The organism is Shewanella aestuarii, from assembly GCF_011765625.1.
Classification (GTDB): Bacteria; Pseudomonadota; Gammaproteobacteria; order Enterobacterales; family Shewanellaceae; genus Shewanella; species Shewanella aestuarii_A.
Map to the genome: position 1 here is coordinate 219,332 of NZ_CP050313.1, position 12,952 is coordinate 232,283.

Annotated in this window: 13 protein-coding genes; 6 read left to right on the top strand and 7 right to left on the bottom strand. The window is 43.2% G+C overall.

Features of this window, described 5'->3' with window-relative positions:
• Window positions 1-8 precede the first annotated feature (8 nt).
• The gene (gene rsmD, locus HBH39_RS01120) at window positions 9-587 is read right to left on the bottom strand and encodes a 16S rRNA (guanine(966)-N(2))-methyltransferase RsmD (protein WP_167674807.1); all 579 of its coding nucleotides are present in this window, start codon (window positions 585-587) and stop codon (window positions 9-11) included.
• Between the two features lie 179 nt (window positions 588-766).
• Here rsmD and ftsY point away from each other — a divergent pair, with 179 nt between their 5' ends.
• The 4 genes from ftsY (at window position 767) to rpoH (ending at window position 4,987) form a co-directional block, all read left to right on the top strand.
• Window positions 767-2,230 carry a signal recognition particle-docking protein FtsY gene (gene ftsY / locus HBH39_RS01125; protein WP_167674809.1) on the top strand — a complete coding sequence of 488 codons (1,464 nt, stop codon included), beginning with the start codon at window positions 767-769 and terminating at the stop codon, window positions 2,228-2,230.
• A gap of 6 nt (window positions 2,231-2,236) precedes the next feature.
• A complete protein-coding gene (gene ftsE, locus HBH39_RS01130; RefSeq protein ID WP_167674811.1) occupies window positions 2,237-2,923 on the top strand; it encodes a cell division ATP-binding protein FtsE in 687 nt (228 codons plus the stop codon).
• Entirely contained in the window at window positions 2,923-3,888 is a 966-nt protein-coding gene (gene ftsX / locus HBH39_RS01135) for a permease-like cell division protein FtsX (protein WP_167674813.1), read from the top strand. The genes ftsE and ftsX overlap by 1 nt, the downstream gene beginning before the upstream one ends.
• Before the next feature lie 238 nt (window positions 3,889-4,126).
• Window positions 4,127-4,987 carry an RNA polymerase sigma factor RpoH gene (gene rpoH / locus HBH39_RS01140; protein WP_167674815.1) on the top strand — a complete coding sequence of 287 codons (861 nt, stop codon included), beginning with the start codon at window positions 4,127-4,129 and terminating at the stop codon, window positions 4,985-4,987.
• 64 nt (window positions 4,988-5,051) lie between these two features.
• On the opposite strand, the gene HBH39_RS01145 is transcribed toward rpoH, so the two are convergent.
• Window positions 5,052-5,915 carry a YicC/YloC family endoribonuclease gene (locus HBH39_RS01145; RefSeq protein ID WP_167674817.1) on the bottom strand — a complete coding sequence of 288 codons (864 nt, stop codon included), beginning with the start codon at window positions 5,913-5,915 and terminating at the stop codon, window positions 5,052-5,054.
• A 163-nt stretch (window positions 5,916-6,078) separates the two neighbouring features.
• Here HBH39_RS01145 and rph point away from each other — a divergent pair, with 163 nt between their 5' ends.
• Both rph and pyrE read left to right on the top strand, forming a co-directional pair.
• Entirely contained in the window at window positions 6,079-6,792 is a 714-nt protein-coding gene (rph, locus tag HBH39_RS01150) for a ribonuclease PH (RefSeq protein WP_167674819.1), read from the top strand.
• Between the two features lie 86 nt (window positions 6,793-6,878).
• The gene (pyrE, locus tag HBH39_RS01155; protein ID WP_167674821.1) at window positions 6,879-7,520 is read left to right on the top strand and encodes an orotate phosphoribosyltransferase; all 642 of its coding nucleotides are present in this window, start codon (window positions 6,879-6,881) and stop codon (window positions 7,518-7,520) included.
• A 57-nt stretch (window positions 7,521-7,577) separates the two neighbouring features.
• On the opposite strand, the gene folE is transcribed toward pyrE, so the two are convergent.
• From folE to coaBC, 5 genes are all read right to left on the bottom strand, one after another.
• On the bottom strand, window positions 7,578-8,228 hold the full coding sequence (gene folE, locus HBH39_RS01160; protein ID WP_167674823.1) for a GTP cyclohydrolase I FolE: 651 nt from the start codon (window positions 8,226-8,228) through the stop codon (window positions 7,578-7,580).
• A gap of 202 nt (window positions 8,229-8,430) precedes the next feature.
• Window positions 8,431-10,392 carry an alpha/beta hydrolase family protein gene (locus HBH39_RS01165; protein WP_432280130.1) on the bottom strand — a complete coding sequence of 654 codons (1,962 nt, stop codon included), beginning with the start codon at window positions 10,390-10,392 and terminating at the stop codon, window positions 8,431-8,433.
• 134 nt (window positions 10,393-10,526) lie between these two features.
• Complete coding sequence (gene slmA / locus HBH39_RS01170) at window positions 10,527-11,120, bottom strand: nucleoid occlusion factor SlmA (RefSeq protein ID WP_167674827.1); 594 nt, start codon at window positions 11,118-11,120, stop codon at window positions 10,527-10,529.
• Between the two features lie 36 nt (window positions 11,121-11,156).
• Entirely contained in the window at window positions 11,157-11,615 is a 459-nt protein-coding gene (dut, locus tag HBH39_RS01175) for a dUTP diphosphatase (RefSeq protein ID WP_167674830.1), read from the bottom strand.
• The gene (gene coaBC, locus HBH39_RS01180) at window positions 11,612-12,856 is read right to left on the bottom strand and encodes a bifunctional phosphopantothenoylcysteine decarboxylase/phosphopantothenate--cysteine ligase CoaBC (protein WP_167674832.1); all 1,245 of its coding nucleotides are present in this window, start codon (window positions 12,854-12,856) and stop codon (window positions 11,612-11,614) included. The genes dut and coaBC overlap by 4 nt, the downstream gene beginning before the upstream one ends.
• Window positions 12,857-12,952: the final 96 nt, after the last annotated feature.

Consider the following 12,952-nt stretch of genomic DNA (forward strand, 5'->3'; position numbering starts at 1 on the left):
AAGCTAGTTTATTGTCCACAATATTGATAAAGACGGTAAGTAAGCTGACCCGCCACCTTCTCTTTTAGCGGGTGCCAGCTCGTCGGAATGACTAAGTCAGCGATTTCTGATTCTGTCTCTAGGTAAATTAGCGCATTGTCATTCAACCATGCATGCTGCATTAGTAACTCAATTGTTTTAGGTGCTAACCCCTTTCTGAATGGTGGGTCAATAAACACCACATCAAAACCTTGAACTGTACCTTTAGCAAGCAGTTTTAAGCTATCGCCTTGAACCACTTTGGCTGTGCTACAATTTAGCGTAGCAAGATTTTTGGTTAACTGATTTGCTGCATTTTTTTGTAATTCAAACATTTGCGCAAAACTCGCATAGCGAGACAAGGCCTCAAGGCTTAGAGCGCCACTTCCAGCAAAGCAATCTAGCACTCGCGATCCTCTAATATCACTTGCAAGCCAATTGAAAAGGGTTTCACGCACCCTATCTGTGGTAGGACGTAAGCCTTCTAAATCTTGGATCGGGAGCTTGCGAGAACGCCATTGGCCAGAAATAATTCTGACTTGTCCGCTGCTTAAGTTATTACGCGCCATTTGTTCCTCGTGATTTTGCCTGAACAAAGAAAAAGAAAGTGGTAGACTATGCCCACCAAAAGCAGTCGATATTTTATATCAATCTTTAGTCTAATGTTGAGGAATCTTAAATCTTCTCCATTGATCGCTAAAATTGACTGTAACTTCATTTCATTAAACATTCAGCACTGGTAGCAAACATGGCTAAAAAAGGTTTTTTCTCTTGGTTTCGCAAAGACAAGAGCGCCGAAGATGTAAAACAAGCGGCAAAAGATGATAGTGCACAGTTAGCGGAGCAAACCCAAGAAGCTCAGGCGCTAGAAGAAGCGCGCATTGCGGCCGAAGCCAAAGCGGCAGAAGAAGCATGTATTGCAGCCGAAGCCAAGGCGGCAGAAGAAGCGCGTATTGCGGCTGAAGCCAAGGCGGCAGAAGAAGCACGTATTGCAGCCGAAGCCAAGGCGGCAGAAGAAGCGCGTATTGCAGCCGAAGCCAAGGCGGCAGAAGAAGCGCGTATTGCGGCTGAAGCCAAGGCGGCAGAAGAAGCGCGTGTTGCGGCCGAAGCCAAGGCGGCAGAAGAAGCGCGTATTGCGACCGAAGCCAAAGCGGCAGAAGAAGCGCGTGTTGCGGCCGAAGCCAAAGCGGCAGAAGAAGCACGTATTGCAGCTGAGGCCAAAGCGCTAGAAGTGTCAGCCAATCAAGAAGAACATCAGCCAGAGCCGCAAGTCAAACCTAAAAAAGAAGGCATGTTTGCCCGCTTAAAGCGCGGCTTAATGCGTACTAGCGAAAATATTGGTTCAGGCTTTATTGGCTTATTTCGCGGTAAAAAAATTGATGATGATTTATTTGAAGAGCTAGAAGAGCAGCTACTGATTGCCGATGTAGGGGTAGAAACTACCACCAAGCTAATTGCCAATTTGACCGAGCAAGCGTCTCGCAAACAACTTAAAGATGCTGAAGCGCTTTATGAGTTAATGCGTGAAGAAATGCATAAAATGCTTGAGCCGGTTGCCATTCCATTAGTGCCAGAAAATGCAGACGGCCCATTTGTTATTTTAATGGTGGGTGTAAATGGTGTGGGTAAAACCACGACGATAGGCAAATTAGCAAAACAGTATCAAAATCAAGGCAAATCTGTCATGTTAGCTGCTGGTGATACATTCCGTGCAGCGGCGGTAGAGCAGCTTCAAGTGTGGGGACAGCGTAACGATATTCCTGTTGTCGCCCAGCATACGGGGGCTGATAGCGCCTCTGTATTATTTGATGCTTTACAAGCGGCAAAAGCTCGTAAAGTTGACGTATTGATTGCCGATACAGCAGGGCGTCTACAAAACAAAGGTCACTTGATGGAAGAGCTTAAAAAAGTCGTCAGAGTGATGAAAAAACTCGACCCGAATACACCTCATGAAGTGATGCTAACCTTAGATGCCAGCACCGGTCAGAATGCTATTAGCCAAGCACAATTGTTCCAAGAGGCCGTAGGTGTTACCGGAATAACATTAAGTAAGTTAGATGGTACCGCAAAAGGCGGGATTATTTTTGCCATAGCTGATAAGTTTAATATTCCTATCCGACATATTGGTGTTGGTGAGCAAATTGATGATTTACGTACATTTAATGCTAACGATTTTATTGAGGCATTATTTAGTCAAGAGAAGGCAGAATAATAAGACATGATCCAATTTGAGCAAGTTAGTAAGGTCTATCCTGGCGGGCAAAAAGCCCTTTTGGATGTTAACTTTCATCTTAGACAAGGTGAAATGGCTTTTTTAACTGGCCACTCAGGTGCAGGCAAAAGTACCTTGCTCAAATTAATCACTGTGATTGAGCGTGCAACAGCAGGGCGAGTTGCCATTAATGGTCACGATATTGCCCACGTAAAAGCTAAGCATGTGCCCTATTTGCGCCGAAATATCGGTATGATTTTTCAAAACCACCATTTATTAATGGATAAAAGCGTTTTTGACAATGTAGCTTTACCATTAGTTATTGAAGGTTTCACCCACGGTGAAATTAAAAAGCGTGTTGCAGGCGCCCTTGATATGGTGGGTTTGTATGGCAAAGAACGGCACTTACCTGTGATGTTATCGGGCGGAGAGCAGCAGAGAGTTGGTATTGCCCGCGCAATTGTGAACAAGCCGCCACTTCTGCTAGCAGATGAACCTACAGGTAACTTGGATCCTAAATTGTCGATGGATATTTTACGCCTATTTGAAGTGTTAAATGATTCAGGCACTAGCGTATTAATTGCTACCCATGATTTAGGTTTAATTGCTCGGATGAAATATCGCACCTTAACGTTAAAGCAAGGCCAAATGGTGGGTGGTCAGCTAGAGTCTACTTCGGCAGGAGCCCGCTAATGAGTAACCAGCCAAATATTACCCAAAGTAAATTACCGCTCAGTGGCCGGATAGTGATGTTTTTTATTCGCCATATTCAGCAAGGTATGTCGAGTATTGGTGAATTGTGGCGCAATCCTGTGTCTTCCATTATGACCATGGCAGTTTTAGGTGTAAGTTTAAGCTTACCGGCAGCATTACAAGTGTTGGTTAAAAATGCTGAAACCATCACTCAGTCATGGAATAGCGCAGCAGAAATCTCGCTATTTATTAACGAAGGTCGTAGCGAGCAATCAATTCAAAGTTTAATTTCTCGCATTAAAGTGTTCCGCGAAGTTGAAACCGTGGATTACATCAGTCGTGAACAGGCCTTAGAAGAGTTTCAACGCCTGTCAGGTTTTGGAGAGGCGTTATCTTACTTAGATGAAAACCCTTTGCCTGCGGTTGTTACCGTTACTCCGTCACTGAAATATTCAAGCCCCACAGGTGCCAGAGAGTTGCTACGTAAACTTGAGCGTGAACCCGAAGTGAGCTTTGGTCGCTTAGATATCGAGTGGTTAGAGCGTTTACAGGCTTTAGTCAGACTGCTTGAAAAAACTGTCCTAGCGATAGCAGGGCTATTGGTGCTGGCAGTGGTGTTAGTTATAGGTAATACCATCAGGTTAGCGATCATGAATCGACGCAGTGAAATTGAAATTATGAAGTTGGTTGGTGCTACCGAAGCCTTTATTCAGCGACCTTTTTTATATACAGGCATTTGGTACGGGGTTATTGGTGGCATTCTAGCTTGGTTGATCATTAACGTTTTGGTTTGGTATCTCGACAGTGCTTTAGCTGAGTTAATGGGGCTTTATGGTAGTCAGTTAAGTTTAGAATCATTAACCTTGGCTGAACTTGGGCAACTAGTGTTATTAGCCTCTTTTTTAGGCTGGTTAGGTTCATACTTATCGGTTAGACAGCACCTACGTAAAATAGAGCCATCATAATTAACTTTCTGATAGATATACATAATTAACATAATCGATTATTTGACTTACAAATGAACCAATGTTCACTTGCAAAATTACCCATTAACGGGTTAAATAACGATTCGATTGAACTTTATTTGACATAAGATGTCATAATAAACGCAAGTTCATCAGCTAATTTTGTGTTGTGAACTTTAAAGTATATTTCACGTATTCACAGTCTAATAGCTTGTTTTTTTATGTAGTAGGAGAGCGAATGACTTATCAAACGCAATCAATGGCGCTAGCGTTACCACAAAGCAGTGGTAGCATAGAAGCTTATATCCAATCAGTTTCTAACATTGAAATGTTAGATGCACAGACTGAGTATGACCTTGCCAAGCGTTTACAAGAAACTGGCGATCTGCAAGCCGCTAAGCAACTCATTATGTCGCATCTACGTTTTGTGGCACATGTAGCGAAAGGCTATTCGGGCTACGGTTTACCACAAGCTGATTTAATTCAAGAAGGCAATGTTGGCTTGATGAAAGCGGTTAAACGCTTTGATCCCGATGTTGGGGTTCGCCTCGTATCATTTGCGGTGCACTGGATTAAAGCCGAAATTCATGAATACGTACTGAAAAACTGGCGCATTGTCAAAGTCGCAACCACTAAAGCTCAACGTAAATTGTTTTTCAATATCCGCAAGGCGAAAAAGCGTTTAGGTTGGTTTAGTGATGAAGAAGTATCAATGGTTGCTGAAAACCTAGGTGTTTCTAAAGCCGATGTGACCGAAATGGAATCACGCATGGCAGCCCAAGATCCCGGATTTGATCTTGCTAGCGACAGTGATGATGACACCACGGATTACGCACCGGCATTGTATTTAGAGGACCATTCATCAGATGTTGCACAGCAAGTAGAAGATGATAATTGGGAATCAGACTCGCAAAATCGTTTATTATCAGCCATCAAAACTTTAGACGAGCGCAGTCAGCATATTCTTCGCGCCCGTTGGTTAGATGATGATAAAACCACATTGCAAGAATTAGCCTCAACCTATCAAGTATCTGCTGAACGCATCAGACAGTTAGAAAAAAATGCTATGAACAAGCTTAAAGCTTGTATGGAAATCTAAGTTTGATGAGTGAGTTGATAAAAAAACCTGCCGCGGCAGGTTTTTTTATGGGTTGAAGAACATCTTATTCCACGTTCTGGATCTGCTCGCGCATCTGCTCAATAAGCACTTTTAATTCAACCGCTGCTGACGTAATTTCTGCGCTGATAGATTTTGAGGCGAGGGTGTTTGATTCACGGTTAAACTCTTGCATCATAAAGTCTAAACGACGGCCTTCGCTGCCGCCTTTTTTCAAGATACGACGCGCTTCAGTGACATGGGCCTCAAGTCTGTCCATCTCTTCTGCAACATCTTGCTTTTGGGCGAGTAATACCATTTCTTGTTCAATGCGGGCTGGGTCTAACTCGCCTTGAATATCTGCTAATCGATTGGTGAGTTTGTCGCGCTGGTATTGCATCACGGTTGGCATGTGCTCTCGCACGATATTAACTTGCTCCATAACCGCGTCTAAACGCGTGGTAAGCATGTCTTTGATTGCGCTGCCTTCACGGCCACGTGCTTCAATAAATTGATCTATCGCTTTATCAAACACGGTCAGTAGTTCTGCACCGATGGCGTCCATATCTTGCTCGGCTGAAGATAATACGCCAGGCCAACGCAATACGTCGGTTAAGCTTAATTCGCCTTGTCCGGCTTCTTGTTTTAGCCAGTTGGCTGCGCTTAATAATTGTTTGGCTAGATCTTGATTCAGTTGCAGTTCATTACTGTTAGTATCGGAAAAATCATAGCGTAAATTGACTTCTACTTTACCGCGGTTTAAACGTTTACGTAGGCGATCACGAAGCACAGGTTCAAAGCTGCGGAACTGTTCAGGTAAGCGTAAATACGTTTCAAGATAACGCTGATTGACGGAACGGATTTCCCATGAGGCGGTGCCCCATTCTGCTTTGTGCTCGATACGAGCATAGGCTGTCATGCTTTGGATCATGAAGTTTCCTTTGTGATTAACCAATTAGAAGGCTAAGTATAGCCGTTTTCGTTGAGCTGATTAAAGGATTACTGCATAGAATTGCTGCTTTGAATGGCATCTGCAGGCGTGAAGCACTATAATATTGCCCCTATTTGATATGAATTCGATAACAGGACTATACATGCGCCCAAGCAATCGTACGCCCGCTCAAACTCGCCCTATTACTATTACACGTAATTTTACTGCCCATGCTGAGGGCTCTGTTTTAGTAGAATTTGGTGATACTAAAGTACTGTGTACTGCCAGCTTTACTGAAGGTGTGCCACGTTTTCTTAAAGGCCAAGGTCAAGGTTGGGTCACGGCTGAATATGGTATGTTGCCTCGTTCAACTCATAGCCGTATGGACCGTGAAGCAGCTCGTGGTAAGCAATCGGGTCGTACTCAAGAAATCCAGCGTTTAATTGGCCGTTCGTTACGTGCAGCAGTCGATATGAAAGCCTTGGGCGAAAACACTATTGTGATTGATTGTGATGTGATTCAAGCCGATGGCGGTACACGTACTTCAGCGATTACAGGGGCTTGTGTGGCTTTGGTTGATGCCCTTAACTGGGCGCGTGGTAAAGGTATTATTAAAACCAATCCACTTAAGTTTTTAATTGCTGCTGTAAGTGTGGGGATTTATGAGGGTGAGGCTATCAGCGATTTAGAGTATATCGAAGATAGTGCTGCTGAAACAGATATGAACGTTGTGATGACCGAAACCGGTAAAATCATTGAAATTCAAGGTACTGCTGAAGGTGAACCCTTTAGCCATGAAGAGCTAATTGAGCTGCTTGGGCTAGCTAAAAACAGTATTCGTGAAATTGTCGATGTGCAAAAAGCGGCATTAAGTTAAAATCACGCAGTATATTAAGGAGCCTTTGGGCTCCTTTTTTTAAAAGCAAAGTTTGTCATTTTGAAGTTAAGTCATGAGGAATCGCAGTGAAAGCCTATCAAAAAGAGTTTATTGAATTTGCCTTAGAGCGCCAAGTATTACGTTTTGGTGAGTTTACTTTAAAATCAGGCCGCACCAGTCCTTATTTTTTTAACGCGGGTTTGTTCAATACCGGTAAAGATTTAGCGCGCTTAGGCCGCTTTTATGCTGCCGCTTTGATGGATGCGGGCATTGAGTTTGATTTGTTGTTTGGCCCTGCTTATAAAGGCATTCCGATTGCAACGACTACTGCGGTCGCTTTGTGTGATCATCATGATAAAGATGTGCCATATTGCTTTAATCGTAAAGAAGCCAAAACTCATGGCGAAGGCGGTAGCCTTGTAGGAAGTGAACTAAAAGGCAAAGTGATGCTAGTTGATGATGTGATCACTGCTGGTACTGCAATTCGTGAGTCTATGGATATTATTAATGCCCATAATGCTGAGCTTGCTGGGGTATTGATTGCATTAGATCGACAAGAAAAAGGCAAAGGCGAATTGTCAGCTATTCAAGAAGTCGAGCGTGATTTTGGTTGTCAGATTGTGTCAATTATCAAATTAGCTGATTTAATTAACTATTTGTCAGAAAAGTCAGGTATGGAAGTGGAACTCGCTTCAGTGAGCGCCTATCGTGAGCAATATGGCATTTAAGATGTTGTAGTGTATTAATTGCAAAACGCAGCTCATTGAGCTGCGTTTTTGTTTGGGCTATTTCACTTGATGTAGAAACTCTGCACGGGTTGCTGGGTTAGATTTAAATACCCCGCCTAAGGCTGTCGTGGTGGTGGAGCTGGTTGAGTCCATTACCCCTCGCGACTTAACGCAGTAATGAACCGCATCCATTTTCACCGCGACATCTTTAGTTTCTAACAGGGTTTGTAATGCTACTAACACCTGTTGAGTTAAGCGTTCTTGTACCTGTGGACGTTGGGCAAAAAAGCGCACAATACGATTAATTTTTGATAAGCCGATAATTTTAGTGCGCGGCAAGTATGCCACGGTAGCAAAGCCATCAATGGTGACTAAGTGATGTTCACAGGTGCTGGTAAGGCTGATATCTTGAACGCGTACCATTTCATCAACGCCCATTTTGTTTTCGATGACGGTGATTTTGGGGAAGTTTTCGTAATCAAGTCCAGAAAAAATCTCATCAACGTACATTTTGGCAATGCGACGTGGAGTATCAGCTAAGCTGTCATCAGCTAAATCGAGCGACATTAGGGTTAAGATTTCACGCATGTGGTGTTCAATCTTTACTTTACGCTCTTCTGGTGTTGAGGTTTTAGGCAACATAGGGGTTTCTAAGCCACTGTTTTTGAGTGCAGCTTGAACTTTGATTGCGGCTTCAGATAATGCCATAACATCCTCCAACAACTGATATAGATGGTAAGTGTAAGATAAAAATTAGCCTGCTGCTAAAATTGGTATTGACGCATTTGAATAGCTTATTGCAGCGGGACGGGGAGAATAACGCGATTTGGCTGAAAATGACACTGTTGTCATCAAAAAAAGCCGACCTTTTTAGTCAAGTATCGGCTTTTATGATGATCCTGCAATGGGGTTAGATGTTCAGATGCTGCTTTAAAAACGCCAGCATTTGAGCATAGTATTTAGCACGGTGCTCATCGTTATAAAAACCATGACCTTCATTGCTCATAACGAGCTTTTCATAAGGGTAGTTATGGGCTTTAAGGGATGACTCAAGCGCTTCGAGTTGTTCAATGGGGGCGCGTTCGTCATCACCACCATGAACTAGCAATAATTTTGCTTTAAGCTTATCGACATTTTTAGCCGGAGACATTGCCGTTAATTTTTTAGGATCTTCACTTAATACTTCTTTGAGGTAGCTTAATCCCGCCGTTCTATCGGATATATCGCCTTCTTTGAACATTAAAGCTAGGTCATAAACGCCTGCAAAACCAATGGCACATTTAAATAAGTCAGGTGCCAGAATCGAACTTTGCAGTGCACTGTATCCGCCAAAGCTACCGCCGACAATACACACTTTATCAGCATTTACTGTGCCTTGATCAATGAGATATTGGGTGGCATCAATAATGTCATGTTGAATATCAGTGCCCCACTTTTGATAGCCAGCTTGTTGAAATGCAAGCCCAAATCCACCAGACCCTCTAAAGTTCACTTGTAAAACGGCGATGCCTTCATGGGCTAGCATTTGGTTTTGTGGATCAAATCCCCACCAATCTCTGACACCATGCGGTCCGCCGTGGGGATTAACCACTAAAGGTAAGTTTTTAGCTTGCTTGCCATTGGGTAGGGTTAAAAAGCCTGTAATGGTTTGGCCGTCTCTATTGGTAAAGCTGATGGGTTTTACTTCAGCCATTAAATCAGGATCTAACCAACTTTTACTTGAGACAAGGTATTCAAGTTTAAGTTTTTCGGTATCGAACAGGTAAAAGTCGCCAGGGTTGCGATCGTTAAAAGCTTTGATAATGAACTTTTTTACATCAAGGGTTTCACTAACTATGTGAACCTGATGGCCAGGCAATGCCGCAATCAGCTGTTTTAACAGCACACTGTGCGAGTCAGTCGCATCGACAAAGGCATAGGTAGGATAGTCGTATTCAAACTCAACTGCATAAAGTTGGTGGGTGCGGTTATTTTTCCAAAAATTACTGGGGTCGACTTTGTCATCTTGAATGATTTTTTGCTGCTCACCAGTTTCAAGATTTATTTTATACACTCCCATGATTTCATCAGCATTGCGACCTACGGCGTATATTTCTGCATCGTTGCCAGCAAACGAAATTGGGGTGAATTCGGTTAAATTGATATTTAATTTATCGCTGCTTATCCAGTCGCCGTCGTCTCGATAAAATAATTTGGTGTCATAATGTTCATTTTTGCCAGACACAAATTTTACCTCACCATCATGATTGGTTAAAAATTGTGATTGGCCTATGGGTGATCTGGTGAGTTTTTTTCTTCTGCCATTATAAACATCAACACGGTAAACATCTTGAAGGCTGTCGTAACCTAAAGAACTACCCATCCCCCAAGGGATTGCATTAACTAACATGTATTTTTTGTCGTTGGGGATGGGGTCAAGAATGTATGCGGTGGCTTGAATGGCGGTATTTTTTTTAATGTGCGAGCCTGTTTGCATTTCACCGCTATTATAACCAAACAGATATTTAGGTTTTGAGCCGTCGGCATTTACGGCAAATAGCTCACCATAATATAGCGGCACGTCAGTCCAGCCTTTTAGGTACTCCTTAGCCAATACAAGACGATCATTATTGACCCATTGATAATCACCCACTTGCGCATTTTCACCAAAGTGAACGGTATTGAGTAGCTTTTTAGAGTGTGTTTCCATCACCACTAACACATTTTTACCTTCAAGTTTCATGATGGCGCTGAGGTAGTCACCAGAAGGAGAGATTTTGACTTGATCATATTGCGCGCCTTTACTAAACAGCTCAGTGACACTGGCGCTCAAACAGAGTGGTGATAGGGCGAGTAATAATAGTAATAGATAGCGGCTGTTATTCATTTTCATCCTTGGGGGGTGGCATTCCATAAAAATTTGGCATACTCAAATTAATTGAGTATGCCAAATATATCAGCTGTTTAGCGGTATTTGAAGTGTTGCAGAATGAGGGTTGTTTAAAAAGTACAATCTGCTAATTATGATTAACTTCTCAGCAGTTGCTGCTGAATAAATGTCCACTGCTCATCAAAGTGTTGGGTGGGTTTTTGTTTGAACTCACTGCGAACAAACTGAGAAATTCTGCCTTCGGCAAAGGCTAATAATAGATTCGCTAAGATGGCCTCATCTAAGTTAAACCCATGTCCTTCTCTAATGGTTTTTTCACGTAAGATTTGTTTGATTTGAGTTTCAATTTTGGCAAATAAAGCACTGATTCGGCTGCGTAGGCGTTCATTCTCTCCTAATAACGCATCACCGTTTAAGACTCTTGAAATACCTGGGTTACGTTCTGAAAAAACCAGCAGCAGCTGTAAAACAAGCTGACAGCGTTTCATTGTGTCTTTTTCTTCATCCATGATGATATTTAGACGCGATAAAATCGCATCTTCGATAAATTCAATTAAGCCTTCAAACATTCTTGCTTTACTGGGGAAGTGGCGATACAGCGCCGCTTCAGAGACACCGACTTCTGCTGCCAATTTGGCTGTGGTGATCCTTTGTCCTGGGCTGGTTTCTAACATTTGAGCTAAACATTGCAGAATATGTTCACGACGATTGATCTTTGGGCTTTCCGCCATTCTTGTGTTCCTTGACTTCGTGACGACTTGTAAAGGTTATTTGGTTCCTGAATGACCAAATCCACCTTCACCACGATCTGAGCGATTAAATTCATCTACCAGTGTAAACTGTGCTTGTACCACAGGCACAAATACCAATTGTGCCAAACGGTCGCCAATTTCTAATGTGTAAGGTTTATTGCCGCGATTCCAGCAAGATACCATTAATGGTCCTTGATAATCTGAATCAATGAGGCCGACTAAGTTACCTAATACAATACCGTGCTTATGGCCTAGACCTGAGCGAGGTAAAATCACTGCCGCAAGACTTGGATCTGCCACATGCACTGCAATTCCAGTCGGGATTAGCACTGTTTCACCCGGTGCAATCACAATTGTAGTATCAATCATGGCGCGTAAATCCATACCAGCACTACCAGGAGTAGCATAAGCTGGTAGCGGATATTCACTTCCAATACGCGAATCTAAAATTTTTAGCTCAATCGGTGTTTTCATGATGTTGGTAACTGTTGGTTAATTAAAGTAAGCAGCTGACGCGCTAGCGTGAGTTTGTCTGTAGTGGGTAGCTGTTGACTACCTTGTGGCCAAAATACCTGTAATGCATTGTTATCGGCATTAAAACCTAAGCCTTGAACTGAGACATCATTAGCGGCAATCATATCTAAGTTTTTGCGCTGCAGTTTGCCACGGGCATATTGCTCAACGTTATTGGTCTCGGCGGCAAACCCTACGGTAAAAGGTCTTGGTTGCTGCTGCGCGACGGTGGCTAAAATATCGGGATTACGAATTAATGCAAGTTGCATGTTTTCAGCTGACTTTTTGATTTTCTCTTTAGCCACATCCGCTAAACGATAATCGGCTACGGCGGCGCAGCCAATAAAAATATCTTGTTCGGTTAGATTTGCCATGACAGCATCAAGCATTTGCTGCGCAGATTCGACATCAATTCGCTTGACCTTATCTGGGGTCGCTAAATTGACGGGACCAGAGATAAGTGTGACTTCCGCGCCAAGTTCAATGGCTGCTTGTGCAAGTGCAAAGCCCATCTTGCCCGAGCTGTGGTTTGAAATATAACGTACAGGGTCAATAGCTTCACGGGTCGGGCCGGCTGTTAACAGTAATTTTTTACCCATCAAAGGCAGACTGTTGGTTGCAGGATTGCGATTGGTAACTGCGTTGCTGACAACTGGGGTAGAATTTAAAAAGCCGATTAATTGTTCAGCAATGTCTAATGGTTCTAACATTCGCCCAAAACCTACCTCACCACAGGCTTGGCTGCCAGCTGCCGGCCCCCAAATTGTAATGCCTTTACGCTGCAAATTGGCTAAGTTTTCTTGGGTCGCGATATTTTGGTACATCTGCTGATTCATCGCAGGGCAAATAATCACAGGTGCGCTGGTGGCTAAGCAAGTTGTTGTTAACAGTTCATCAGCCATACCGGCATTAACCCGAGCAATCACATTGGCCGTTGCTGGGGCGATTAATACGACATCAGCCCAACGCGCTAATTCAATATGTCCCATTGCCGCTTCAGCAGCGGGATCCAGTAAATCTGACGCCACTGGGTGACCAGATAAGGCCTGAATGGTTAGCGGAGTGATAAATTGCATCGCACTTTGGCTCATGATGACACGGACATCAGCACCGCGCTCTTTGAGGCGGCGAATAAGATCTGCACTTTTATAAGCCGCTATGCCGCCACCAATACCTAATAATACTTTCTTATTTGTCAGCATGGGTAAAATCCGCTTCATTCTTTAATGCGGCTTAAGATACCACAAAGCAAACCAAGTGGGTGAAGATCCAATATCAAAATATTGGTCCATACTTGT